The 23,421-nt window shown below is 62.7% G+C and carries 24 protein-coding genes; 20 read left to right on the forward strand and 4 right to left on the reverse strand.

Features of this window, described 5'->3' with window-relative positions:
* The first annotated feature begins 303 nt into the window (after positions 1-303).
* Positions 304-672: a DUF983 domain-containing protein gene (locus ACD590_RS05455; RefSeq protein WP_222283994.1), complete on the forward strand. Its 369-nt coding sequence runs from the start codon at positions 304-306 to the stop codon at positions 670-672.
* Positions 673-761: 89 nt separating this feature from the next.
* On the opposite strand, the gene ACD590_RS05460 is transcribed toward ACD590_RS05455, so the two are convergent.
* Complete coding sequence (locus ACD590_RS05460; RefSeq protein ID WP_439002300.1) at positions 762-1,661, reverse strand: LysR substrate-binding domain-containing protein; 900 nt, start codon at positions 1,659-1,661, stop codon at positions 762-764.
* A 143-nt stretch (positions 1,662-1,804) separates the two neighbouring features.
* Here ACD590_RS05460 and ACD590_RS05465 point away from each other — a divergent pair, with 143 nt between their 5' ends.
* From ACD590_RS05465 to ACD590_RS05480, 4 genes are all read left to right on the forward strand, one after another.
* The gene (locus ACD590_RS05465) at positions 1,805-2,416 is read left to right on the forward strand and encodes a glutathione S-transferase family protein (protein ID WP_028733894.1); all 612 of its coding nucleotides are present in this window, start codon (positions 1,805-1,807) and stop codon (positions 2,414-2,416) included.
* Between the two features lie 60 nt (positions 2,417-2,476).
* Positions 2,477-3,430, forward strand: a complete 954-nt coding sequence (locus ACD590_RS05470) for a pyridoxamine 5'-phosphate oxidase family protein (RefSeq protein ID WP_222283949.1) — start codon at positions 2,477-2,479, stop codon at positions 3,428-3,430.
* A 107-nt stretch (positions 3,431-3,537) separates the two neighbouring features.
* Positions 3,538-3,999, forward strand: a complete 462-nt coding sequence (locus ACD590_RS05475; protein ID WP_112906387.1) for a nuclear transport factor 2 family protein — start codon at positions 3,538-3,540, stop codon at positions 3,997-3,999.
* A gap of 22 nt (positions 4,000-4,021) precedes the next feature.
* On the forward strand, positions 4,022-4,582 hold the full coding sequence (locus tag ACD590_RS05480; RefSeq protein WP_018446208.1) for a TetR/AcrR family transcriptional regulator: 561 nt from the start codon (positions 4,022-4,024) through the stop codon (positions 4,580-4,582).
* Positions 4,583-4,706: 124 nt separating this feature from the next.
* On the opposite strand, the gene ACD590_RS05485 is transcribed toward ACD590_RS05480, so the two are convergent.
* The gene (locus ACD590_RS05485; RefSeq protein ID WP_018241303.1) at positions 4,707-4,838 is read right to left on the reverse strand and encodes a hypothetical protein; all 132 of its coding nucleotides are present in this window, start codon (positions 4,836-4,838) and stop codon (positions 4,707-4,709) included.
* A gap of 156 nt (positions 4,839-4,994) precedes the next feature.
* On the opposite strand from ACD590_RS05485, the gene ACD590_RS05490 reads away from it, so the two are divergent.
* Positions 4,995-5,681, forward strand: coding sequence for a hypothetical protein (locus ACD590_RS05490; RefSeq protein WP_018241304.1), 687 nt, complete (start codon positions 4,995-4,997; stop codon positions 5,679-5,681).
* Between the two features lie 20 nt (positions 5,682-5,701).
* Positions 5,702-6,007: a Dabb family protein gene (locus tag ACD590_RS05495; protein ID WP_003546748.1), complete on the forward strand. Its 306-nt coding sequence runs from the start codon at positions 5,702-5,704 to the stop codon at positions 6,005-6,007.
* A 282-nt stretch (positions 6,008-6,289) separates the two neighbouring features.
* Here ACD590_RS05495 and ACD590_RS05500 read toward each other — a convergent pair whose 3' ends face one another.
* Positions 6,290-7,513, reverse strand: coding sequence for an MFS transporter (locus ACD590_RS05500; RefSeq protein ID WP_222283950.1), 1,224 nt, complete (start codon positions 7,511-7,513; stop codon positions 6,290-6,292).
* Between the two features lie 374 nt (positions 7,514-7,887).
* On the opposite strand from ACD590_RS05500, the gene ACD590_RS05505 reads away from it, so the two are divergent.
* From ACD590_RS05505 to ACD590_RS05540, 8 genes are all read left to right on the forward strand, one after another.
* Positions 7,888-8,136, forward strand: a complete 249-nt coding sequence (locus ACD590_RS05505) for a hypothetical protein (RefSeq protein ID WP_018241305.1) — start codon at positions 7,888-7,890, stop codon at positions 8,134-8,136.
* Positions 8,137-8,191: 55 nt separating this feature from the next.
* Complete coding sequence (locus ACD590_RS05510; protein WP_018241306.1) at positions 8,192-8,863, forward strand: response regulator transcription factor; 672 nt, start codon at positions 8,192-8,194, stop codon at positions 8,861-8,863.
* Complete coding sequence (locus ACD590_RS05515; RefSeq protein WP_003546769.1) at positions 8,853-10,256, forward strand: sensor histidine kinase; 1,404 nt, start codon at positions 8,853-8,855, stop codon at positions 10,254-10,256. Before ACD590_RS05510 ends, ACD590_RS05515 begins: the two co-directional genes overlap by 11 nt.
* 118 nt (positions 10,257-10,374) lie before the next feature.
* Complete coding sequence (locus ACD590_RS05520; protein WP_018482550.1) at positions 10,375-10,797, forward strand: lipA protein; 423 nt, start codon at positions 10,375-10,377, stop codon at positions 10,795-10,797.
* Positions 10,798-10,980: 183 nt separating this feature from the next.
* Positions 10,981-12,126 carry a c-type cytochrome biogenesis protein CcmI gene (gene ccmI, locus ACD590_RS05525; protein WP_425338006.1) on the forward strand — a complete coding sequence of 382 codons (1,146 nt, stop codon included), beginning with the start codon at positions 10,981-10,983 and terminating at the stop codon, positions 12,124-12,126.
* Positions 12,123-12,620: a cytochrome c maturation protein CcmE gene (gene ccmE / locus ACD590_RS05530; RefSeq protein WP_222283952.1), complete on the forward strand. Its 498-nt coding sequence runs from the start codon at positions 12,123-12,125 to the stop codon at positions 12,618-12,620. Before ccmI ends, ccmE begins: the two co-directional genes overlap by 4 nt.
* Positions 12,617-14,614, forward strand: a complete 1,998-nt coding sequence (locus tag ACD590_RS05535; protein WP_439002301.1) for a heme lyase CcmF/NrfE family subunit — start codon at positions 12,617-12,619, stop codon at positions 14,612-14,614. The genes ccmE and ACD590_RS05535 overlap by 4 nt, the downstream gene beginning before the upstream one ends.
* Positions 14,611-15,066, forward strand: a complete 456-nt coding sequence (locus ACD590_RS05540) for a cytochrome c-type biogenesis protein (protein WP_028733901.1) — start codon at positions 14,611-14,613, stop codon at positions 15,064-15,066. The genes ACD590_RS05535 and ACD590_RS05540 overlap by 4 nt, the downstream gene beginning before the upstream one ends.
* 90 nt (positions 15,067-15,156) lie before the next feature.
* Here the strand turns inward: ACD590_RS05540 and ACD590_RS05545 are convergent, their stop codons facing one another.
* Entirely contained in the window at positions 15,157-15,576 is a 420-nt protein-coding gene (locus ACD590_RS05545; protein ID WP_018241312.1) for a cupin domain-containing protein, read from the reverse strand.
* 58 nt (positions 15,577-15,634) lie between these two features.
* On the opposite strand from ACD590_RS05545, the gene ACD590_RS05550 reads away from it, so the two are divergent.
* The 5 genes from ACD590_RS05550 to ACD590_RS05570 all read left to right on the forward strand — a co-directional run bounded on the left by ACD590_RS05550 (position 15,635) and on the right by ACD590_RS05570 (position 23,363).
* Positions 15,635-16,111 (forward strand): MarR family winged helix-turn-helix transcriptional regulator, encoded by a 477-nt coding sequence (locus tag ACD590_RS05550; protein WP_197728238.1) that lies wholly within the window; start codon positions 15,635-15,637, stop codon positions 16,109-16,111.
* A gap of 337 nt (positions 16,112-16,448) precedes the next feature.
* On the forward strand, positions 16,449-18,044 hold the full coding sequence (locus ACD590_RS05555) for a Do family serine endopeptidase (RefSeq protein ID WP_018241314.1): 1,596 nt from the start codon (positions 16,449-16,451) through the stop codon (positions 18,042-18,044).
* 66 nt (positions 18,045-18,110) lie between these two features.
* The gene (locus ACD590_RS05560) at positions 18,111-18,866 is read left to right on the forward strand and encodes a response regulator transcription factor (RefSeq protein ID WP_018241315.1); all 756 of its coding nucleotides are present in this window, start codon (positions 18,111-18,113) and stop codon (positions 18,864-18,866) included.
* On the forward strand, positions 18,863-20,272 hold the full coding sequence (locus tag ACD590_RS05565; RefSeq protein ID WP_018446198.1) for a sensor histidine kinase: 1,410 nt from the start codon (positions 18,863-18,865) through the stop codon (positions 20,270-20,272). Before ACD590_RS05560 ends, ACD590_RS05565 begins: the two co-directional genes overlap by 4 nt.
* 133 nt (positions 20,273-20,405) lie before the next feature.
* A complete protein-coding gene (locus ACD590_RS05570) occupies positions 20,406-23,363 on the forward strand; it encodes a bifunctional [glutamine synthetase] adenylyltransferase/[glutamine synthetase]-adenylyl-L-tyrosine phosphorylase (protein WP_439002302.1) in 2,958 nt (985 codons plus the stop codon).
* Positions 23,364-23,421: the final 58 nt, after the last annotated feature.

The following is a 23,421-nucleotide window of genomic DNA, read 5'->3' on the forward strand; positions in this document are numbered from 1 at the left end:
CTGATTAGGCACCGACGAAATCCGGAAGCGGTCGGGAATCTGATCGGCCGCACCCAAGCTGTCCGGGGATGGCGAAGCATATCCGTCACGTTCCCGTTTGATCCGCCCAGGCTGCCAAGCCTGGCTACGGCCCCAAATGCTGCTTCAGAAATCTGCAGTCAGCTTTGCTGCCGGCCTGCGCTGGGAACTCTGCGGCATTCTGGCGAATTGACTGGCAATTTCTTTCCAATGTAATTATATTGCATGCATTCATTAGAGGCATTGATTGCATCAATGTCCGCGGCACAGGAAAGCGAGATCGTCATGGATACGGAATATCCCCCACTTCCTCCGATACAGACCGGCATCAGGGGGCGCTGCCCGCGCTGCGGCCAGGGTCATATGTTCAAGGGCTTCCTGACATTGCAGCCGGAATGCGAGGTCTGCGGCCTCGATTATTCCTTCGCCGATCCGGCCGACGGTCCGGCCTTCTTCGTCATCTGCTTCGCCTGCATACCGAGCGTGCTGCTCGGCGTCTGGCTGGAGGTGGCCTTTTCGGCGCCGATCTGGGTGCAGCTTCTGATCACCGGCCCTTTCATGCTCGCCACCTGCATTCCGCCGCTGCGGCCGCTGAAGGGCTGGCTGGTCGCCAGCCAGTATTTCTACAAGGCGGAAGAGGGCAAGCTCGCCTAAAGCAATTGTGCAGCGGTCTTGCGAAAACGACATGCGTCAAAACAAAGACCGAAAGCCTGAGGGACGAATCTGAAAGATCGAGACGCGCTTTAGGGCCTGTTGAGCGTCGCGCGCAGGCGGGGCGTTGTGAAATCGAGCAGCGCCCGCAGCTTCAGCGGCACCAGTCCCTGCGCGGGATAGACGAGATGCACCGGCGCCGGAGGTGATTCGAAATCGGCAAGCAGCGGCACCAGCAGGCCGGCGCTCTCGGCGCGTGCGGCCTGGTAGGAGAGCACGCGGGTGATGCCGAGGCCGGCAACAGCTGCGTCTACCGCCGCCTCGGCGGTGTTGACGGCAAGCCGCGAGCGGATCGGTACCGTGAGATCGCGTTTGCCCTCGGTGAATGTCCAGCTCAGCATCGAGGCCATGCCCTCGAAGGTGACGCAGTCATGCGCGGCGAGATCGCCTGGATGCCGGGGTGGGGCGTGCCGCTTGAGATAATCGGGGCTGGCATAGACGGTGCGGCGGATCGCACCGAGCCTTGTGGCGATCAGGTTGCTGTCCGGCAGGTTGCCGATCCGAAGCGCCACGTCGATATGATCCTCGACGAGGTTCGACAGTCGGTCGCCAAGCATCAGCCGCAGATTGATATCGGGATAGGCTTTCAGGAAATCCACCACGACAGGCAAGACATGCAGCCGACCGAAGACGATCGGCGCGGTCATCGTCAATTCGCCCTTTGGCGCACTATATTCGCCGGCCGCCGTCCGTTCCGCCTCTTCCACCCGATCGAGAATTTCCCGCGCCGCCTCGACATAGGAGCGGCCGGCCTCCGTCAGCGTGATCTTCCGGTTGCTCCGTTGCAGCAGCTGGGCGTTGAGATGTGCTTCCAGTTCCGAAACCTTGCGGCTGACGGTTGCGAGCGGGGATCGCAGATGCCGTGAGGCGGCCGACAGGCTGCCCTGTTCGACAACGGCAAGAAGCACGGTCATGGCGTCGAGGCGGTCCATTCTATCCTTCCATGAATTGGTAATATGCCTTCCAGATTAGCATTCTACTGCAGTCTGGTGGAAGGCGGTAAATTACGCCGCAGATGGTTCGAAGCGGCCATCGCCAACCGCGTCCCGTCGATCGAAAGACCAGAGGAACCATCATGAAACTCTACCATCACCCGCTCTCCGGTCATGCACACCGGGCTCATCTGTTCCTGTCGCTGCTTGGCGTGCCCTATGAACTGGTCGAGGTCGACCTGGCAGCCGGCGCTCACAAGGCGCCGGACTTTCTGAAGCTGAATCCTTTTGGCCAGGTGCCGGTCCTCGACGACAATGGGGTCGTCATCGCCGATTCCTCTGCCATCCTCGTCTATCTCGCGCGCAAATACGGCCGCACCGACTGGCTGCCGGAAGAAGCGGTGGCAGCGGCCCGGATACAGAAGTGGCTCTCAGTTGCTGCGGGCGAGATCGCCTACGGACCCTGTGCTGCGCGCCTGGTTACCGTCTTCGGCGCCGATTTTCGCACCGACGAGGTAATCGCCCGGGCGCACCGCATTCTCGCACTGGTCGAGGCGGAACTGGACGCTCGCCGCTTTCTGCTCGGCGACAATGCGACGATCGCCGATATTGCACTCTACAGCTACATCGCCAATGCGCCGGAGGGCAATGTCGACACCTCGGCCTATCAGGCGGTGCGCGCCTGGCTTGCGCGTATCGAGGCGCTGCCGGGCTTCGTCGGTTTTCGCAGGACGAAGATCGGCCTTGCCGCATGAGAAGCCGCCGGGACGGACTACAGTCCCGCTTTCCCCAACGATACCTGCAAGGAGATCGAGATGCTGGAGCAGACAGAACAGGACGCGCCGTCACCCTGGCATGAGGGTGAACTCGCCATCCAGCGCAGCGTCGGTGTCGTCGAACGCATGGACGGGCCGGGACGGAATTTCGTCCGCAAGGCCATGCCGGAACAGCACCGCGCCTTTTTTCCGATGCTGCCTTTCGTCGTGCTCGGCGCCGTCGATGCCAAGGGTGATGTCTGGGCAACGGTAAGGGCTGAGCGACCGGGCTTCATGGCCTCGCCTGAGCCGGAGATCCTTGAGGTCGGCCTGCCGCGCGACCCGGCCGATCCTGCCGATGCCGGCATGGAGGATGGCGACGCGATCGCCATGCTTGGCATCCAGCTCGAGACCCGGCGGCGTAACCGCCTGAACGGCGTGATCCGCAGGACGGACGCTAAAGGTTTTGACGTTCGCGTCGGCCAGAGCTTCGGCAATTGCCCGCAATATATCCAGCCTCGCTCTGCCGCCTTTATCCGCGATCCCGATATGCCGACGGCGACGCAACCGCTTCATTCCGGTCAACTCGACGATCGGGCGCTGGGGATAGTCGAGGGCGCCGATACGTTTTTCGTCGCCTCCTACGTCGACCGCGACAATGGCGAGCGGCAGGTGGACGTGTCCCATCGCGGCGGCAATGCCGGCTTCGTGCGTGTCGGCGCCGACAGCGTGCTGACCATTCCCGATTTTGCCGGCAATCGGTTCTTCAACACGCTTGGCAATATCCTCGTCAATTCGAAGGCGGGGTTGGTCTTCGTCGATTTCGAAACCGGCGATATGCTGCAGATGACGGGAAATGCCGAAGTGCTGCTGGATTCGCCCGATATCGCCACCTTTCAGGGAGCCGAACGGCTATGGCGTTTCACGCCGGAAGAGATCGTGCTTCGCCCGGATGCTCTGCCGTTGCGGTGGCGGAAGGAGAGTGTGGATCTGCTGCGCCGTTCCCGCGGGTGAGGGTGCCCCTTGGCTGCCTCTCGATCCCGGGCGAACATCGCTTCGAAGCGGCTTGCCAATAGTTGTACCAATCAGTACAGTGAAAACCGTTCAGTACAGGAGTGATCATGTCCAGCCTTGTCCCGCCCTTCACCTTGGAGACCGCCACCCAGAAAGTCCGCCTTGCCGAGGATGGCTGGAACAGCCGCGATCCCGAGCGCGTCTCGCTCGTCTATACGCCGGACAGCCGCTGGCGGAATCGCGCCGAATTCATCACCGGCCGCGCCGAAATCGTCGCTTTCCTCACCCGCAAATGGGCCAAGGAGCTGGATTACCGGTTGATCAAGGAGATCTGGGCCTTCACCGACAATCGCATTGCCGTGCGCTTCGCCTATGAATGGCATGATGACAGCGGCAACTGGTTCCGCTCCTATGGCAACGAGAACTGGGAATTTGACGCCGCCGGCTTGATGCAGCGCCGCTTCGCCTGCATCAACGACCTGCCGATCCGGGAATCGGAGCGCAAGTACCACTGGCCGCTCGGCCGGCGGCCGGACGACCATCCCGGTCTGACCGAACTCGGTCTCTGATCAAGCCAAGGGAAGTTCGCGGGTGAAAACCGTCTACGAACGCGCCGACATCGTCCCGCTGCTCGCCGAAATCTTCCGCGAGCTCGGCTATGAAGGCACGTCGCTCAGCCGCATCACCGAACGCACCGGCATCGGCAAGGGCAGCCTCTACCACTTCTTTCCCGGCGGTAAGGAGGAGATGGCAAGATCGGTGCTCGCCGATGTCGATGCATGGTTCGAACATGCGATCTATCAGCCGTTGAGAAATGGGGATGCCCGTGAGGCGATCGCGGCGATGTGGACGAATATAAACGACTACTTCCGCTCCGGCCGCCGCATCTGCCTGGTCGGTGCCTTTGCGCTTGACGAGACCCGCGAGCGGTTTTCGGCAGCGATCGGCGACTATTTCAGCCGCTGGATCGAAGCCTTGCGTTCGGCGCTGATGCGGGCAGGCTGTACTGAGGAGCAGGCGCAAATGCTCGCCGAGGAGAGCGTCTCCGGTATTCAGGGAGCGCTGGTGCTGTCGCGTGCGCTGGACGATAAGATGGTTTTCACCCGATCGTTGGACACGCTGGCAAAACGGCTCGATGCTGTGATGCGATGAGGGGGCAAACCGCTGGGACGTCTACTGCCCTGTGAAAATTCACCCGGCCACGATCGACTGGCCGGGGCATTGATCGGGCGCTGGGCGGCGCTCGAGCTTACATTGGTACTGCTTTGCGTATATTTCAGCGTTGTTGTTGAGGCTGCTGGGCCGGGCGCGTATTTTCCCGTTCAGGGCGAATCTGGCGCCATTCGTTTTCCATCTGGTCGACGACATGCTGGGGAATGGTGGTTTGGGTATTGGCCGGCGTCTGCATCGGAAGTCTCCTCTGTTCGTAGTAAGGCTTCGGGGCAGTGAGATGCATTGCACAAGACAAAAGGCGTGTAAATCAGTGGTTTAAACACTTTAAACGATTAAATCGAATTTAATCGATTAAGACGGTCTTAACCATGATATTCGAGGGAAGCGCGGAATGGTTGTCCACATGGACCGGACATTCTTTTTCGATACGGTACGCCACCAGCTCTTCAAAGGAAACCTGACTCAGCCTCAGGTAGTGGGCATCACGGCGATTCTCGACGCCTGGGAAGAGCGGTTTGCTGGGGCCGACCGGCGGTGGCTCGCCTATATCCTCGCAACCGCTTACCATGAGACCGCCTACACGATGCAGCCGGTGCGGGAGACGCTGGCGGAAAGCGATGCGCGCGCGGTCGAGATCCTGGAGACGGCCTTCGCGGCAGGCAGGCTCTCCTGGGTGAAGACACCCTACTGGCGGCCGGACGAGGATGGCTGCAGCTGGCTCGGCCGCGGCCTGGTGCAGCTCACCCATAAGCGGAACTATGAGGCGATGAGCGTGCTGACCGGGATCGACCTCGTTGCCGATCCCGACCGCGCGATGGAGATGGATGCGGCGGTGACGATCCTGATCGAAGGTATGCTGCAGGGCAGTTTTACCGGCCACAAGCTCGCCGATCATCTGAACGCGACGACCGCGGACTGGGTGAATGCCCGCCGCATCGTCAATGGCACCGACCGGGCGGAAAAGCTGGCAAGCTATGCCATGGCCTTCGATGCGGCGATACGTCCCGATGCTGCGCATCGCATGCGCGCGCGGTTGAAGGCCTGGGGCTCGCGTGTTATCGCCCGGCTGAGACTCTGAAATCTGACAGGAGCTTCCGCGTGATCCGCCATATCGTCTTTTTCACCGTGCAGGAGGAACATCTGCAGGAGGTGAGGGCCGGGCTTTCTATACTGACCGGCATTCCGCATGCGCGGCTGCTGGAAATCGGCACCAATGTGAAGACCGATCAGCTGGGCACCGAGATCGATCTTGTAGTCTATGGCGAATTCGACGATGAAGCGGCCCTTGCCGCCTATAAGGCGCATCCCGATTATCAGCTCTCGATCGACCGCGTGCGGCCGCTCCGCGAAAAGCGCATCGCCGCCGACTACGACAGTCGCACGGCGGTGACGCGGCCGCTCTGACGCCTGCAGGCATCCGGCTGCCGAGCCGCATTCCGTTTAAATTTCAAATGGATGAATGATTGTCCGGATTCGGTTCGTCGCGAAGCTGACTCAACTTCTGAGCCACCGGATTCAACTTTCGAAAAAGCGGCGGCAAACGATTCAAAAGACTCGGGAAAAGCGGGCGTCCGTTCGTCATCAGGTCGCCCCAATGGCCGCGATGTGTGGACGGAAAGTGTTCTCGTCTCTGCGCGGATGATAATCAAGACAGATTAAGAATGGCTGACTTTAGGGTGCAGGCCGTCACGGAGCGACCGGGCTCGGCTGCGATGCATGGGCGCCGCGCACCAGCGCCATCAGCATCAGCACGAAGGCCAGCGACAAGGCCGCGAGAGCGGCGCAGGCGGCGAGCGCCGGGCCGGTGCCGGCGCGGTCGAGGATGGCGGTGAAGATGACCGGGGCGATGGCGTTGGCGAGATTTTGCGGCAGCGACAGCCTGGCCGATTGCAGTCCGAATTCGCGCGGTGAGAACAGCGCCAGCGGCAGCAGCGCGCGGGCGACAGTCATGACGCCGGCGCCAAAGCCGTAGAGCAGGATGAAGGTGACGAGCAGCGGTGTCGACGGGCTGGCGACCAGCATTATCAGGAAACTGATCATCATCAGGCTGATGCCCATGGCTGCGCTGAGCATGGGGTTGCCGCGCCGGCCAAGCAGCATGTCGAGGAAACGTGCCGAGATGCCAAGGACGCCGCGTGCCGAGCCGAGCTGCAGCGCTAGGGCTGGCGAGGCGCCGGACTGGCGGAAGATTTCGAGCAGCGATGGGGAGATGCCGAAGGTGATGAAGGTCGAGATCGTCGTCGCCGCGGCAATCAGCAGGAAGACTTTGCGTTGCTCGGCCTTCGACAGCGGCACCGGGGCGATTTCGGCCGCGCTGCCTTCGATATGCGTTGCGAGCGGCTTCGGCAGGGCGAAGAGATGCAGCGGCAGGCAGACGAGGAATTGCAGCGCCGCGCAGACCAGGAAGGTCAGGCGCCAGCCGACCGCCTCGTTGAGCAGGCTGAGGATCGGCCAGAAGATGGCGCTCGAAAGTCCGGTGAACAGCATCAGGATGGCGATGACGCGTTTGCCGTTCGCCCCTTCGCGCTCGACGACGGCGGTATAGGCCGGTGCCGAGAGGCCAAATGCGCCGCCGATGCCGATGATGACCCAGGCGCAGGCATAGAGCACGATGCCGTTTGCGGCGGCAAGCACAAGCAGGCCAAGCGCAAAGGTCAGCGAGGCGGCCGAAAGTACCCGGGCAGCACCATAGCGGCCGAGCCAGCGGCCGGTCGCCGGACCGACAATGGCGCTGACCACCATCATGATCGTCAGGCCGGCAAATACCACCTCGTTCGGCAGGCCGAGATCCGGCGCCACGACGCGGCCCATGACACCGAGCATGTCGAAAGTCGTGCCCCAGCCGATCAGCTGGGTAACGGCAAGGACGGTGACCGTCTGCGCCGAGCGGAAGCGGGAGGATTTTGGCATTGGCGCTGAAACGGTCTTAAATGCGGGGGCAGCAAGGACATAACAGTTTCAACCGGCCCGTGAAAGCTGCGGTCGGCAGGAATCGGAACGGCGCGGCCGATTCGCAAATGACGGCCGTGGAGTCGGTCCCGTCAACTCACCGCCTTTACGGGGCTGACGAAGAATGCGTGGATCCCAAGGCTGGAGGCTATCGTTCTTGGACGCAACGGCGCCGCCGGAGCTTGCCGCGGCGGCGATTTCCAGGCGCTGAAACAGGCTGTCCCGTAAAGTCGAGAACAGTTCTAAACACCCTGCATTACAGCGCATTCATTTGCCATTCAGGTCGCGTGAGTACATATTCGAGGCAAGTTGGCATTACCTTGAAAGCATAACACATGGCCTTTCCTCTGAGCGTCGCAGCATTGGCCGCCGGACTGGTGGTATCGGCGCCCTCACCGGACGCCACGGGCAGTTTTGTCCTGCGTGTGGGAGGCGATTGCAGCGCCGCCGCAGCCCAGGTCGTCGAGCAGACGGGCGGCCAGCTGCTGTCCGTGCAACCGGTGGGCGATACCTGCATCATCACCGTTCTTGTGCAGGGCAACGGCCAGCGCCCACGCAAAGTGACGGTAAAGGTTCCGATGTAAGCGGAATCGGCTTATTCAGGACATTGATCGATTTGAAGCGGACGAAGGCGGACCGATGCGCATCCTGGTAGTCGAAGACGACGTTAATCTGAACCGGCAGCTGGCCGACACGCTGAAGGAGGCGGGATATGTCGTCGACCAGGCGTTCGACGGCGAGGAAGGCCATTTCCTCGGCGACACCGAACCCTATGACGCCATCATCCTCGATATCGGCCTGCCGGAGATGGACGGGGTCACCGTTCTTGAAAAATGGCGCGGCGCCGGCCGCGGCGTGCCGGTGCTGATTCTCACGGCGCGCGACCGATGGAGCGACAAGGTCGCCGGCATCGATGCCGGTGCCGACGACTACGTCACCAAGCCCTTCCATGTCGAGGAAGTGCTGGCGCGCATTCGGGCGCTGATCCGGCGTGCGGCCGGGCATTCCTCATCCGAGATCATCTGCGGGCCGGTGCGGCTCGATACCAAGTCCTCGAAGGCGACGGTCAACGGCACGACGCTGAAGCTGACCTCGCACGAATATCGCCTGCTCGCCTATCTCATGCATCACATGGGCGAGGTCGTCTCGCGCACGGAACTGGTCGAGCATATGTACGACCAGGATTTCGACCGTGATTCCAATACGATCGAAGTCTTCGTCGGCCGCCTGCGCAAGAAAATGGGCGTCGACTTGATCGAAACGGTGCGCGGTCTCGGTTACCGCATCCAAGCGCCGAAACATGCGAATTAAGTCGCTCACCGCACGTGTTTTGTTGCTGACCACGGTCTGGTCGACAGTGGCGCTGGTGGTGATCGGTCTGTTGATCTCCACCCTCTACCGCAAGAGCGCCGAACGCGGTTTCCAAGATCTGTTGCGGGCGCAGCTCTATAACGTCATCAATTCGGTGACGATCGGCGATCAGGGCGCACTCAGCGGCAGCCCGCAGCTCGGCGACCTGCGTTTTGCCCAGCCAAAGACCGGCTGGTACTGGGTGGTGGAGCCGCTCGGCACCTATACGACCGCTCCGCTGGTCTCGCCTTCGCTCGGCTCGGCGCTCATTCCGGTTCCCTCGGTCGTCGAGGCGCCCTTCGACAAGAATTACGAGCGCTACTATCAGGTGACGGACGCCTCCGGGAACCGCGTGCAGGTGGCGGAGACCGAAGTGGTGCTCGATACTGACGGGCGTGCAGCGCGCGTCCGCGTCACCGGTAATGTCGATGTCGTCGAGGACGACGTGCGCACCTTTTCCCACAGCCTCTATCTGGCGCTTGCCGGTTTCGGTGTCGGCAGCCTGATCGTCAACGCGCTGGCGATTCTCTACGGCCTGAAGCCGCTCGACAAGGCGCGTGCCGCGCTGGAGCGCATCCGCGCCGGCGAGAGCGAGCAGCTGAAGGGCGACTTCCCGCGCGAAATCCTGCCGCTTGCCAACGAGGTGAATGCGCTGATCGACAGCAACCGCCGCATCGTCGAGCGCGCCCGCATGCAGGTCGGCAATCTCGCGCATTCGCTGAAGACGCCGATTGCCGTGCTTCTCAACGAGGCGCGGGTCCTGGAGAAATCCCATGGTGAGCTTGTCCGCAGCCAGGCGGAAGCGATGCAGGGGCAGGTGCAGTCCTATCTCAATCGGGCGCGCATCGCCGCGCAGCGCGAATCCGTGCTCGCCCGCACCGATGCAGAGCCGGCGCTGGAGCGGCTGGTGCGCGTCATGCGCCGTCTGAACGTCGATACCGAATTCGATCTCGTCGTCTCGCCGCCGCATCTGGCCGTTGCCATGGAGCAGCAGGATCTCGAGGAGACCGTCGGCAATCTCCTGGAAAATGCGGCGCGTTTTGCCAAGAGCAGGGTGCGGCTTTCGGCCGTCGAGGCCGGCGAGGACGTGAAGGGGGTGGAGGCGAGCGCGCGCCGCCATTGGGTGGAGCTCGCCGTCGAGGATGATGGGCCTGGCCTGGAGCCGGACCAGATCCGCGAGGCGCTGAAGCGCGGCCGCAGGCTCGACGAAAGCAAGCCCGGAACCGGGCTCGGCCTTTCGATTGTCACCGAGATTTCCAACGAATACCAGGGACGGCTCGAGCTTTCCCGCGGTGAATGGGGCGGGCTGAAGGCGAAGCTTATCCTGCCTGGCGTCACAAAGGATGTTGCATGAGCAACTGCTTGATGTCACAAAGATACTGGCAAATGTATAGCATGCTTTGCCTTAATGCTGACACGGGGACGCTGCACTTCGATCGGCTGAAATTGACCCCTGATCGTGGTTCGACGCAATGATTTTACGCTCGCAAGGCATGATCGTTTCCGCTCTTCTCGTCGCCGTCGCGCTGTCCGGCTGCACGACGACGAAGAGTGCCGCTTCGCGCGGGATTTTTTCGAGCAAACCCTCGGCATCGGCCGCCTTCATCACCGCGCTGCAGGGCGGCATTGTCGGCCGCAGCGGCGTGAGCTTGACCGACAGCGACAAGCAGCGGGCGCTCGAGGCGGAATATCGGGCGCTGGAAGGAGCCGCCGTCGGCCAGCCGGTGCTCTGGACCGGCAAGGACGTCACCGGCAAGGTCGTCGCGGCGGCACCCTATCAGGTCGGCTCGCAGAACTGCCGGCAATATACCCATACGCTGACCGTCGACGGCAAGGACACGGTGGCGCGCGGCGCTGCCTGCCGCAACGACGACGGCAGCTGGTCGCCGCTCTGAATTGCGGCCAATAGAGCGCCGCGCGTCCCGACAGAACGCGCTAAGGACGCTCTATCACTTTAAATGGCGCATAATCTTTTCCGAAAATCGATTCCGATTCTCGGGGTTATGCGCTAGCCTCAAATCTTCGTCATTCCGGCTTTGGCAGTTGGAATGAAGGCGCGCTTCACGTATTTGGGCGACATGCTGTTCTGGATTCTCGTTGCCGCTTTGACGGCAGCCCTCGCCGTCATCCTGCTCTACCCCCTTCTGCGCGGAGCGAAGGCGGCGGATAATATCCGTGCGGGCGAGGCGGCTGTCTATCGCGACCAGTTGCGCGAACTCGACCGCGATCTCGATGGCGGGCTGATCACCCCGGAGGAGGCCGACTACGCCAGGGCGGAAATCGGCCGGCGGCTGATCGCCGTCTCTGCCGACGAGCCGGCTGAGACGCCGAAACCCGCACGGCATCACCGTTTCACCGAGGCCTTCGTCCTCCTGGTCCTGCCGGTTCTCGGGCTCTGTCTTTATTTGACGACGGGCAGGCCGGACCTGCCCTCGCAGCCGCTGGAAGCGCGGCTGGAAAACCCTGGCAACGACGTGGCGGTGCTGATCACCAAGGCGGAACGGCACCTGGCTGAGAAACCTGATGACGGCAAGGGCTGGGATGTGCTGGCGCCGATCTATTTCCGCACGATGCGCGTCAACGATGCGCAAGTGGCCTACCGCAATGCCATCCGGCTTCTCGGGCCGAGCCCGGTCCGGCTCGATGGCCTTGCCGAGACGCTGATGGCGGTCTCCGACGGCGTGGTGACCGAGGAGGCACGGCAAGTGCTGGAACAATCGCTGACGCTGCAGCCTGACAATCCGCGTGCCCGCTTCTACATCGCCCTCAGCATGGAGCAGGCGGGACAGCCCGATGAGGCGCGCCAGGCCTTCGAAGCGCTGGCGAAACAATCGCCATCAGATGCGCCGTGGCTGCCGCTGGTCAACCAGCATATCGCCATGAACGGCGGCGCGCCGGCAGGCGCCAATCCGGCTGCACCAGGCGCTCCCGGCAATCCGACGCAGCAAGATGTGGCGGCGGCCGAGAACATGAGTGCCGGCGACCGGCAGCAGATGATCCGCGGCATGGTCGAGAGCCTCGACGCCAAGCTCAGCGAGGATCCGAACAATTTCGAGGGATGGGTGCGGCTCGTCCGCTCTTACGCCGTATTGAACGACAAGGATCGCGCCGCCGGCGCCCTGAAGCGCGGACTTGCGGCCTTTCCGCTGCCTGGCGAAGAGGGCAGGCAATTGCTGGCGCTTGCCAGGGAACTCGGCATAGCCACGGAGGGAGCGACGCAATGACGCGCAAGCAGAAGCGCCTGGCGGTGATTGCGGGCGGCATGGGCTTCATCCTCACCGCCGTGCTGCTGGTGATGTTCGCCTTCAGCCAGTCGGTCGCCTATTTCTACATGCCGGCCGATCTCGCCAAGACGCCGGTGGCGCCGGAAACCCGGATCCGGCTCGGCGGCCTGGTCGGCGAGGGCAGTGTCGTGCGCGGCACCGGTTCGACGGTGGAATTTGCCGTCACCGACGGCAGCACCAATGCCGTGAAGGTCAAATATACCGGCATCCTTCCCGATCTCTTCCGCGAGGGCCAGGGCGTCGTCACCGAAGGCATGTTTGCCACTGGCACGAACGTCTTCGTCGCCGACACCGTGCTTGCCAAGCATGACGAGACCTATATGCCGAAGGACGTGGCCGACAGGCTCAAATCCCAGGGGCTGTGGAAGGAAGGCCAAGGCCAGGAGAGCCCACGCAAGGAAGCTCAGGGCCAGGAAGTGAAGGCGACGCCATGATCATTGAGATCGGCCATTACGCGCTGGTGCTGGCGCTGGCAACGGCGCTCATCCTCTCCATCGTGCCGGTGATCGGGGCGCGCCGTCACGACCGGGCGATGATGGATGTGGCAACGATCGGCTCGCTGGCGATGTTCTCGCTGGTGGCCTTCTCCTTCGGCGTGCTGACCTATGCCCATGTCGTCTCGGATTTTTCGGTCGAGAACGTCTGGGAGAATTCGCATTCTCTGGTGCCGCTGCTCTACAAATATTCCGGCGTCTGGGGCAATCACGAGGGATCGATGATGCTCTGGCTGTTGATCCTGACGCTGTTCAGCGCTCTGGTCGCCGTCTTCGGCCGCAATCTGCCGGAGACGCTGAAGGCCAATGTACTTTCCGTGCAGGCCTGGATATCGGTCGCCTTCACCCTGTTCATTCTGTTGACCTCCAATCCCTTCCTCCGGCTCGATCCGGCGCCGGCCGAGGGCCGCGATCTCAACCCGGTCCTTCAGGATGTCGGTCTGGCGATCCACCCGCCGCTGCTCTATCTCGGCTATGTCGGCTTCTCCGTCTGTTTCTCCTTTGCGGTCGCGGCCCTGCTGGAAGGGCGGATCGACGCCGCCTGGGCCCGCTGGGTGCGGCCCTGGACGCTTGCCGCCTGGACCTTTCTGACGCTTGGCATCGCCATGGGCTCTTACTGGGCCTATTACGAGCTCGGCTGGGGCGGCTGGTGGTTCTGGGACCCGGTGGAAAACGCCTCCTTCATGCCATGGCTCGCCGGTACCGCACTGTTGCATTCTGCCCTCGTCATGGAAAAGCGCGAGGCGCTGAAGATCTGGACGGTGCTGCTGGCCATCCTCACCTTTTCGCTGTCGCTGATGGGCACCTTCCTGGTGCGCTCCGGCGTGTTGACCTCGGTGCATGCCTTTGCCAGCGACCCATCCCGCGGCGTTTTCATTCTCTGCATCCTGCTGATCTTCATCGGCGGGGCGCTGTCGCTATTTGCTTTCCGCGCGCCGCGGCTGTCGGCAGGCGGGCTGTTTGCGCCGATCTCGCGCGAGGGCGCGCTCGTTGTCAACAATCTGATCCTGACGGTCGCCTGCGGCACGGTGCTCACCGGCACGCTCTATCCGCTGCTCTTGGAAACGCTGACCGGCGACAAGATTTCCGTCGGGCCGCCCTTCTTCAACCTGACCTTCGGCCTGCTGATGGCGCCGCTGATCGTCATCGTCCCCTTCGGGCCGATGCTGGCCTGGAAGCGCGGCGATCTGCTCGGTGCCCTGCAGCGGCTCTATGTCGTGGCAGGTCTTGCCTTCCTTGCCGCAGTGATCTTCTTCTACATCGAACATGGCGGGCCGGTGCTGTCAGTGCTCGGCCTCGCCGCCGGGCTGTTCCTGATCCTCGGCGCCGTCGCCGATCTCTGGTATCGCGCCGGCATCGGCAAGGTCGCGGGCCGTCTTGCCTGGCGCCGGCTTTCCGGCCTGCCGCGTTCGGCCTTCGGCACCGCCCTTGCCCACGCCGGGCTCGGCGTCACCGTGCTTGGCATCGTCGCGGTGACGACCTTCCAGAGCGAGCACGTCATCGAGATGAAGCCGGGCGAGGTGACGGAGGCCGGCGGCTACAGCCTGCACTTCGACGGCATGCAGCCAGGGACCGGACCGAACTATACCGAAGACCGCGGCCACTTCACCATCCGCCGTGCCGGCGTCGCGGTTGCTGATACCTGGTCGGCCAAGCGCCTTTATACCGCCCGGCAGATGCCGACGACGGAGGCCGGCATCCTGACCTTCGGGCTGAGCCAGCTCTATGTCTCTTTGGGTGATGCCACCAAGGACGGCGGCATCGTCGTACGCATCTGGTGGAAGCCGTTCATTCTCTGCATCTGGGGCGGCGCGGTGTTCATGGCCTTCGGCGGCCTCGTCTCGCTCAGCGACCGGCGCCTGCGTGTCGGCGCCCCGCGCCGCAAGGCGAAGCCGGCAAAGCCGGCAGCTCCCGCAATGGAGCCGGCGGAATGATGCGGCGTCTGCTCCTGGCTTTTGCTTTGCTGCTGATGGCCGCCCCCGCCTTTGCCGTCAATCCGGATGAGGTGCTGGCCGATCCGGCGCTCGAGGCACGGGCCCGCGCCCTTTCGGCGGAACTGCGCTGCATGGTCTGCCAGAACCAGTCGATCGACGATTCCAACGCCGATCTGGCCAAGGATCTGCGCCTGCTGGTGCGCGAGCGCATCACCGATGGCGACAGCGACGAGGCGGTGCTGAACTATATCGTCTCGCGCTATGGCGAGTTCGTGCTGCTGAAGCCGCGTGTCGGCATGAAGACGGTGCTGCTCTGGGGTGCCCCGCTGCTGCTGGTGCTGGCCGGCGGGCTGTCACTGCTGGTCTTTGCGCGCAAGAGGGCGGGCAAGCCGACCGGCAGCAAGCTAACGGCGGACGAGCAGGCGCGGCTGAGCGAGCTTCTGAAAAAATAACCGGCCAGCCGGCAACTCCCCAGCGCGACTTGTGCGCCGCGGCGGGTGATGCGCAATCAACTGGAAAATTGCGAGGCTTGGGTGAGCTGATCAGACCGGGACCAGTCCGTGGCGGAGCATGATCTCATTGGCCTTCGCGAGGTCCGGTTTGCCGGGCACGTTCACCACCTCGGCAATTTCCTCGAAATAACGCCGTCCAATTGTACCCGGCGTGATGGTCGCCAAGACCTTGGCTGCGCCATCATGCAGGTTCTCGTGATGGTGCACCGCCCCTCGCGGAATGAATATGGCGTCGCCGGCGCGAATCTCGTGCGTTTGGCCGTCGACGATGACAGTGAGCGCGCCTTCAAGGCCGTAGAGGAATTCGTCAGCATCCCGATGACTGTGCGGAGCGGGGACGCGCGCCCGAGATGGCACTGTGAATTCAAACACCGTCGCGCCGACTTCACAGATGAGAAAACGCAGTTCGAGTTGCCCGATCCGCACAATATCGTTTCGCACCGCTTCCATCAAAGGTCCCCACAATGTAAAGTAACTTTACATCAAAACGTAAAGTGACTTTACATATATGTCAATCCCATTGTCCCCGCATTCAATTCCCGACGCATTGCCCGGTCCGCCGTTCTTCGGCGCGCTGCTGCGCGTTGTCTGGCAGCATGTGCGCGACCGTATGCTGCAAGCCATTCACGAGGCGGGGTTTGTTGACTTCCAGGAGACGCATTTTGCCGTGTTCTCGTTTCCGCTGCCGGATGGCATCAGACCGTCCGAGCTCGCGCGTCAGAAGCGGATGTCGCGACAAGCTGTGAACTATCTGCTCAGCCAGCTTGAAGACCTGGGCTATGTCGAGCGTCGTGCAGCCGACGGCAGCGATCGCCGACTGGTCTATCTGACGCCACGGGGACATGAAGTAGTCGCAGCCATTTTCGGATGTCTTCGGCAGTTGCATGAGCAATGGTCCAAAGAGGTTGGAAAGGAGCGCTTCGATGACTTCGTGGATGTGCTGAAGCAGCTGTCGACCAAAGCACAAGAACCGACAAACCGCTAAAACTCAACTTTGCGACGGTGGTAAGGACTGTCTCAGAATGGATCGAGAACCGTACCTCTGAAGGTGAGCCGGCCTGAAAGCATAAATATTAGCCGACCGAAGTCCACGGGAATTGAAGGCCGCTTCCGCAAAGGAGCGCGTGTAGCGCAGTCTACCTGAGCCGGAGCCGCCGCGGGTGAAGGCCCATATACGTTCGGCCGTTTGCCAAACATTGCAAACATTACCAACTTTTCATTGGCCGGACAGTTCGCAGTAAGGTGCGGCGTCCTATATCTTTACTCATCGACTGATCCGGCATCGCCGGCTCTGAGAACTAAGAACAAGAGAAGGTGCTCCAATGCTCAAGAATTTCAACGGACGTCCGTCCCTCGCCACTGTGCTCAAGGCTTCTACCGTCGCCGGTATCGCAGCCGCTGTGCTCGCAACCGGCGTTCCGCTCGAAATTACCCGGTCTTATGCTGAAGCTGTCAAAGTTCAGGCGCCCGCCGTTCCGAGCTTCGCCAATGTCGTCGACGCCGTTTCACCGGCTGTCGTTTCCGTCCGGGTCGAAAATCGCGTCAATCCCGTCTCCGACAACAACAATGACGGCTTCTCCTTCGATTTCAACGGCCGCGGCTTCGACGACCTTCCCGACGATCATCCGTTGAAGCGGTTCTTCAAGCAGTTCGGTCAGGATCCGAATGATCAGCAGGGCCATCCCAGGCGCTTCGGCCAGAACGGACCGAATGGTGGTCCGAATGGTCCGGGCGGCAAGGGCCGCCTCCGCCCCGTGGCCCAAGGCTCCGGCTTCTTCATCTCCGAGGACGGCTACATCGTCACCAACAATCACGTCGTTTCCGATGGTCAGGCCTTCGTCGCGGTCATGAATGACGGCACCGAACTCGATGCCAAGCTGATCGGCAAGGACCCGCGCACCGATCTCGCCGTGCTGAAGGTTGACGGCAAGGGCAAGAAGTTCACCTACGTCAACTGGGCCGACGACAACAATGTCCGCGTCGGCGACTGGGTCGTTGCCGTCGGCAATCCCTTCGGCCTCGGCGGCACGGTCACAGCCGGCATCGTCTCGGCTCGCGGTCGCGATATCGGCTCCGGTCCTTATGACGATTATCTGCAGGTGGATGCCGCCGTGAACCGCGGCAACTCCGGCGGTCCGACCTTCAACCTCAGCGGTGAGGTCGTCGGCATCAACACTGCGATCTTCTCGCCGTCGGGCGGCAGCGTCGGCATCGCCTTCGCCATTCCTGCCTCGACCGCCAAGGATGTCGTCGCCGATCTGATGAAGGACGGCCAGGTCTCGCGCGGCTGGCTGGGTGTCCAGATCCAGCCGGTGACCAAGGACATCGCCGAATCCATCGGCCTTTCCGAGCCGAGCGGCGCCCTGGTCGTTGCCCCGCAGGCCGGTTCGCCGGGTGACAAGGCCGGCATGAAGGCTGGCGACGTCGTCACCGCGCTGAATGGTGAGACGATCAAGGATGCCCGTGATCTCAGCCGCCGCATCGGCGCGATGCAGCCGGGCAGCAAGGTCGAGCTTTCGGTCTGGCGTGCTGGCAAGGCCCAGCCTCTCACCGTCGAACTCGGCACGCTGCCGGTCGACCAGAAGGATGCGTCCGCCGATGACAACAGCCAGCCGCAGCAGCCCGAGGCGCCGGCTTCCGAGAAGGCGCTTGCCGATCTCGGCCTGACGGTCGGTCCGTCCGATGACGGCAAGGGCCTGGCGATCACCGCCATCGACCCGGACTCCGACGCCGCCGACAAGGGCATCAAGGAAGGCGAAAAGATCACTTCGGTCAACAACCAGGAGGTCTCCAGCCCCGACGAGGTCGTCAAGGTGTTGAACCAGGCCAAGAAGGACGGTCGCACCCGCGCGCTCTTCCAGATCCAGTCCAACGAAGGAAGCCGTTTCGTCGCGCTTCCGATCAACGGCCAGGGCTGATCCTCAAGACAACGGGAGCCGTGCGGACGAAAGTCCGCGCGGCTCGATTCTTCTGACCTTTGAAGGATGATCGCCATGAGCGCCGCCCCGCAGGAAGATGCTTTGAGCCTTGCCGAAACGCAGCCGGTGGGTAATGTCGGCCGCATGAAGATTCTCATCATCGAAGATGATCTCGAAGCCGCGGTCTACCTTACGAAAGCCTTTCGCGAGGCGGGCATCGTCGCCGATCACGCCAGCGACGGCGAGAGCGGTCTGTTCATGGGGTCGGAAAATACCTATGACGTCATCGTCATCGACCGCATGCTGCCGCGCCGCGACGGGCTCTCCGTCATCAGTGAGTTGCGCCGCAAGGCCATCCATACGCCGGTGCTCATCCTCTCCGCGCTGGGCCAGGTTGATGACCGCGTGACCGGCCTTCGTGCCGGCGGTGACGATTATCTGCCGAAGCCTTATGCCTTCAGCGAGTTGCTGGCGCGCGTCGAGGTGCTCGGCCGTCGCAAGGGCACGCCGGATCAGGACGTCGTCTATCGCGTCGGCGATCTCGAACTCGATCGGCTCTCCCACGAGGTGCGCCGCAGCGGCAAGGAGATCCCGCTGCAGCCGCGCGAATTCCGCCTGCTCGAATATCTGATGAAGAATGCCGGCCAGGTGGTGACCCGCACCATGCTGCTCGAAAACGTCTGGGACTACCACTTCGACCCGCAGACCAACGTCATCGACGTCCATGTCTCGCGCTTGCGCTCGAAGATCGAGAAGGACTACAGCCAGCCGCTGCTGAAGACCATTCGCGGCGCGGGGTACATGATCAAGGATGAGGGATGAGCCGTTTCAAGGTTCTCTTCAAGTCCACCGCAGTCCGCCTTTCGGCACTCTACATCCTGCTTTTCGCCATCTGCGCCGCGACGCTCGTCTTCTATGTGACGGCGATGTCGGAACGGCTGCTGACGGGCCAGATCCGCGACGCCGTCAGGCAGGAGGTGGAGCAGGTGCAGCGCGCCTTTGACACCGGCGGCATGAACCTCCTGCTGCGCACGATGGAGCGGCGTGCCCGCCAGCCGGGCGCCAATCTCTACATCATCGCCGGTCCCTCGGGCGATATTCTCGCCGGCAACGTCGCCTCGGTTCAGCCGGGTGTCTTCGAGGAGATCGGCTGGACCTCCGCGCCCTTCATCTATCAGCGTTATACCGACAGTGGCGTCGAGCGCCGACATAGGGCGATCGCCAATATCTTCGTGCTCGACAACGGCTTGCGAATATTAATCGGCCGCGACCTCGGCGACCCCGAGCGTTTCCGTCTGCTGGTGCGCCAGGCGCTGATGGTAGCCTTGGCGATCATGGGGCTTGGCGCCATCATCATCTGGTTCGCCATCGGCCGCAACGCGCTGAAACGCATCGACCGCATGTCGGATGCCAGCAAGAAGATCATGGCCGGCGACCTGTCGCAGCGCCTGCCGGTGGGCGGATCGGGCGATGAATTCGACCGGTTGTCGATGTCTCTGAATACCATGCTGGAGCGCATCGAGAAGCTGAACGAGGGCCTGCGGCAAGTCTCCGACAACATCGCCCACGATCTCAAGACGCCGCTGACGCGGCTGCGCAACAAGGCGGCCGATGCGCTCGATATCGCCGATGGCGAGACGCGGCGCACCGCGCTCGAAGGCATCATCTCCGAATCGGACCAACTGATCCGCACCTTCAACGCGCTGTTGATGATCTCCCGCGTCGAGGCCGGATCGGTCGCGGCCGAGATGTCGCCGGTGGAGCTTTCGACCATCGTCTCCGATAGCGCCGAGCTTTACGAACCGGCGGCGGAGGAGGCCGGACTCGGCCTCAGCTTCAGCATCGAGCCTGATGTCGAGGTCCAGGGCAATCGCGAGCTGATCGGCCAGGCAATCTTCAACCTGCTCGACAATGCCATCAAATATTCCTCCGATACCGAAGGGGCGGGCAAGGTGTCGCTGAAGCTTGCCCGTCGCCCGGATGGCATCTGCCTTTCTGTCGCCGACCATGGGCCGGGCGTTCCGGCCGACAGGCGCGACGACGTGGTGAAGCGCTTCGTCCGCCTCGATGAAAGCCGGTCGAAGCCCGGCACAGGGCTGGGGCTTTCGCTGGTGGAGGCCGTGATGGAGCTGCACAACGGCCGGTTGGAACTCTCCGATACCGATCCTGACAAGCCCGAACAGCGCGGATTGACCGTCAGCATGATCTTCCCTGCCAAGGCTGCCTGATGACTCGATGCCGATGATCGGCTGAATCGCGTATTGGCGGTTTTCCGCCAAGACCCTAGTTTAATGCCGGTCAGGGAGGCGTTCCCGCGATTCTGCGTGGTCGTTTCCCTAGGCGCTAAAGCAGGGAGAGTGCATGCTGACGAAATCGACGCATGGTCTGAAGGATGTCGCCGAAGGGCTGCTGCGTCCGCTGAACCAGACGGAGTTGAAGCTGGCACTGGCCGACCTTCAGGAGGCCGGCAAGAGCGAGCCGTCAGTGGCTGCGATGCTGAAGACGGAGAGCCCGCTTCGCGATTTCATCGCGGCCGTTCTGACGCTGTCGCCTTATCTACGTGAAATCGTCAATCTCGATCCCGCCATCCTCGCTGGCGCCGTCACTGAACCGCTAGAGCCGCAGATCGAGGCGCTGGTCGCCGAGGCGCGGCGCTGCTGGCAAAGGGACGGCGAGGGGGCGGCGCCTTCGGAATCCGTGGTGATGAGCAGGCTACGCATCATCAAGCGCAAGGTGGCCTTCCTCGTCGCACTCGCAGATCTCGCACGCATCTTCGACGGCCGGGCGACGACGGCCTGGCTGAGCGAGCTTGCCGAAGCTTCGGTTGCCGCCGCGATCGACCATCTGCTGTTGGCGGCGCATGAGGGTGGAAAGCTGCGGCTGCGGGATCTGGCAGCACCGAGCGACGGCTCCGGGCTGATCGTGCTCGGCATGGGCAAACTCGGCGCATCGGAACTCAACTATTCCTCCGATATCGACCTCGTCGTCGTCTTTGACGAACAGGCGGGCATCGTGCCTGACCCGGATGACGCGATCGAGGTTTTCCCGAGGATGATGCGCCGGTTGGTGCGCATCCTGCAGGAGCGGACAGCCGACGGCTACGTCTTCCGCACCGATCTCAGATTGCGCCCCGATCCCGGTTCGACGCCGCTGGCGATCCCGGTCGATGCGGCGATGATCTATTACGAGGGCAGGGGGCAGAACTGGGAGCGGGCGGCCTTCATCAAGGCGCGCGCCGTTGCCGGCGACCTTGCGGCGGGCGGCGATTTCCTGCGCGGGCTCGCCCCTTTCGTCTTCCGCAAATATCTCGATTACGCGGCGATTGCCGATATCCATTCGATCAAGCGGCAGATCCACGCGCATAAGGGCCATGGTGCGATCGCGGTCAAGGGCCATAACGTCAAGCTCGGCCGCGGCGGCATTCGGGAGATCGAATTCTTCGTCCAGACCCAGCAACTGATCGCCGGCGGTCGCATGCCGGCATTGCGCGGTCGGGCGACGGAGGAGACGCTCGGTGAACTCACCAAGGCGAAATGGATCGACGCGGAAACCCGTGACGAACTGACGGAGGCCTACTGGTTCCTGCGCGATGTCGAGCACCGCATCCAGATGGTGCGCGACGAGCAGACCCACCTGCTACCGGAGACCGATGCCGACCTGAAGCGCATCGCCTTCATGATGGGCTTTTCCGACACGCCGAGCTTCTCCGAACGGCTGGTCGGCGTGCTGAAGACGGTCGAGCGGCGTTATGCCCACCTCTTCGAGCAGGAGAGCAGGCTTTCCACCGATACCGGAAACCTCGTCTTCACCGGCCAGGGCGACGATCCCGACACGCTGGAGACCTTGAAGAAACTCGGCTTCAACAGACCGTCCGATATTTCCCGCATCATCCGCACCTGGCACTATGGCCGCTACCGCGCCACGCAATCGGTCGAGGCGCGTGAAAGGCTGACGGAGCTGGCGCCGGAGCTCCTGCGGGTCTTCGGCGAAAGCAAGCGCGCCGACGAGGCGCTGCTGCGCTTCGATAGCTTCATCTCCGGTCTTCCCTCCGGCATCCAGCTCTTCTCGCTGCTCGGCAGCAACCCGGCGCTGCTGTCGCTGATCGTCAACATCATGTCCTCAGCACCCCGGCTTGCCGAGGTGATCGCCGCCAAGCCGCATGTCTTCGATGGCATGCTCGATCCCGGCCTGATGGCAGAGCTGCCGACCCGTGATTATCTCGGCGAACGGCTGAAGGGCTCGCTTGCCCAGGCCCGCCACTATGAAGAGGTGCTCGACCGGCTGCGCATCTTCGCCGCCGAGCAGCGCTTCCTGATCGGCATCCGCCTGCTCACCGGCGCGATCAACGGCCAGATGGCGGCGCGCGCCTTCACCCATCTCGCAGACCTCATCATCGCAGCGGCACTCGATGCCGTGATCGGCGAGATGCAGGCCGCGCACGGCGACTATCCCGGCGGGCGCATCGCGGTCGCCGGCATGGGCAAGCTCGGCAGTTTCGAACTGACGGCCGGTTCCGACATCGATCTGATCCTGCTCTATGATTATGATGACACGGCCTCCGAATCCGATGGGCCGAAGCCGCTCGACGCGACCCGTTACTTCACCCGCATCACCCAGAGGCTGATGGCCGCCTTGTCGGCGCCGACCGCCGAAGGTGTGCTCTATGAGGTCGACATGCGGCTGCGCCCATCCGGCAACAAGGGGCCGGTCGCCACCCGTATCAATGCCTTCGGCAAGTATCAGCGCGAAGAGGCATGGACCTGGGAGCATATGGCGCTCAGCCGCGCCCGGCTGATCTGCGGCAATGAGAGCCTGATCGCCGAAGCGGAACTGATCGTCCGGGAGGTGCTGTCGACCGATCGCGACATTGCCAAGGTGGCGCATGACGTCGCCGAAATGCGCGAACTGATCGACAAGGAAAAGCCGCCGGGCGGTCCATGGGACCTGAAGCAGATCCCCGGCGGCGTCATCGATCTCGAATTCATCGCCCAGTACCTGGCGCTGATCGCTCCGTCCAAAGGTGTCGGCACGCCCGTGAACGGGCTTAGCACTGGCGAGGCCTTGAAAGCCCTTGGCGACCGGCTGATGGCGCCGGCAGATCTCGATACCTGCCTTGAGGCCTTTGCGCTCTATACCGGTCTTTCGCAGTTGATCCGCCTCTGCATTGACGGCCTATTCGATCCCAAGGACGCGCCATCAGGCCTCGTTGAACTCGTCTACCGCGCCGGCGATTGCCCTGATATCAAGACGCTGGAGGGGGAGGTGAAGCGGCTGGCAAAAGCGGTCAGGAAGATATTTCTGAGCATCGTGAAGGCCTGACAGCTCTCGTCGCGGAAATATGCAGAGATTGTCCGCGCAGCAATCGCCTGACTGACCG

It is taken from the genome of Rhizobium sp. 862_C5_N1_2, assembly GCF_051811205.1.
GTDB classification, from domain to species: Bacteria; Pseudomonadota; Alphaproteobacteria; order Rhizobiales; family Rhizobiaceae; genus Rhizobium; species Rhizobium leguminosarum.

What these genes read in the sequence shown, in the direction of transcription:
- ACD590_RS05455 (WP_222283994.1), top strand. Translation starts at nt 304, where the DNA reads ATGGATACGGAATATCCCCCACTTCCTCCGATACAGACCGGCATCAGG.
- ACD590_RS05460 (WP_439002300.1), bottom strand. Translation starts at nt 1,661, where the DNA reads ATGGACCGCCTCGACGCCATGACCGTGCTTCTTGCCGTTGTCGAACAG.
- ACD590_RS05465 (WP_028733894.1), top strand. Translation starts at nt 1,805, where the DNA reads ATGAAACTCTACCATCACCCGCTCTCCGGTCATGCACACCGGGCTCAT.
- ACD590_RS05470 (WP_222283949.1), top strand. Translation starts at nt 2,477, where the DNA reads ATGCTGGAGCAGACAGAACAGGACGCGCCGTCACCCTGGCATGAGGGT.
- ACD590_RS05475 (WP_112906387.1), top strand. Translation starts at nt 3,538, where the DNA reads ATGTCCAGCCTTGTCCCGCCCTTCACCTTGGAGACCGCCACCCAGAAA.
- ACD590_RS05485 (WP_018241303.1), bottom strand. Translation starts at nt 4,838, where the DNA reads ATGCAGACGCCGGCCAATACCCAAACCACCATTCCCCAGCATGTCGTC.
- ACD590_RS05490 (WP_018241304.1), top strand. Translation starts at nt 4,995, where the DNA reads ATGGTTGTCCACATGGACCGGACATTCTTTTTCGATACGGTACGCCAC.
- ACD590_RS05500 (WP_222283950.1), bottom strand. Translation starts at nt 7,513, where the DNA reads ATGCCAAAATCCTCCCGCTTCCGCTCGGCGCAGACGGTCACCGTCCTT.
- ACD590_RS05505 (WP_018241305.1), top strand. Translation starts at nt 7,888, where the DNA reads ATGGCCTTTCCTCTGAGCGTCGCAGCATTGGCCGCCGGACTGGTGGTA.
- ACD590_RS05510 (WP_018241306.1), top strand. Translation starts at nt 8,192, where the DNA reads ATGCGCATCCTGGTAGTCGAAGACGACGTTAATCTGAACCGGCAGCTG.
- ACD590_RS05515 (WP_003546769.1), top strand. Translation starts at nt 8,853, where the DNA reads ATGCGAATTAAGTCGCTCACCGCACGTGTTTTGTTGCTGACCACGGTC.
- ACD590_RS05520 (WP_018482550.1), top strand. Translation starts at nt 10,375, where the DNA reads ATGATTTTACGCTCGCAAGGCATGATCGTTTCCGCTCTTCTCGTCGCC.
- ccmI (WP_425338006.1), top strand. Translation starts at nt 10,981, where the DNA reads ATGCTGTTCTGGATTCTCGTTGCCGCTTTGACGGCAGCCCTCGCCGTC.
- ccmE (WP_222283952.1), top strand. Translation starts at nt 12,123, where the DNA reads ATGACGCGCAAGCAGAAGCGCCTGGCGGTGATTGCGGGCGGCATGGGC.
- ACD590_RS05535 (WP_439002301.1), top strand. Translation starts at nt 12,617, where the DNA reads ATGATCATTGAGATCGGCCATTACGCGCTGGTGCTGGCGCTGGCAACG.
- ACD590_RS05540 (WP_028733901.1), top strand. Translation starts at nt 14,611, where the DNA reads ATGATGCGGCGTCTGCTCCTGGCTTTTGCTTTGCTGCTGATGGCCGCC.
- ACD590_RS05545 (WP_018241312.1), bottom strand. Translation starts at nt 15,576, where the DNA reads ATGGAAGCGGTGCGAAACGATATTGTGCGGATCGGGCAACTCGAACTG.
- ACD590_RS05550 (WP_197728238.1), top strand. Translation starts at nt 15,635, where the DNA reads ATGTCAATCCCATTGTCCCCGCATTCAATTCCCGACGCATTGCCCGGT.
- ACD590_RS05555 (WP_018241314.1), top strand. Translation starts at nt 16,449, where the DNA reads ATGCTCAAGAATTTCAACGGACGTCCGTCCCTCGCCACTGTGCTCAAG.
- ACD590_RS05560 (WP_018241315.1), top strand. Translation starts at nt 18,111, where the DNA reads ATGATCGCCATGAGCGCCGCCCCGCAGGAAGATGCTTTGAGCCTTGCC.
- ACD590_RS05565 (WP_018446198.1), top strand. Translation starts at nt 18,863, where the DNA reads ATGAGCCGTTTCAAGGTTCTCTTCAAGTCCACCGCAGTCCGCCTTTCG.
- ACD590_RS05570 (WP_439002302.1), top strand. Translation starts at nt 20,406, where the DNA reads ATGCTGACGAAATCGACGCATGGTCTGAAGGATGTCGCCGAAGGGCTG.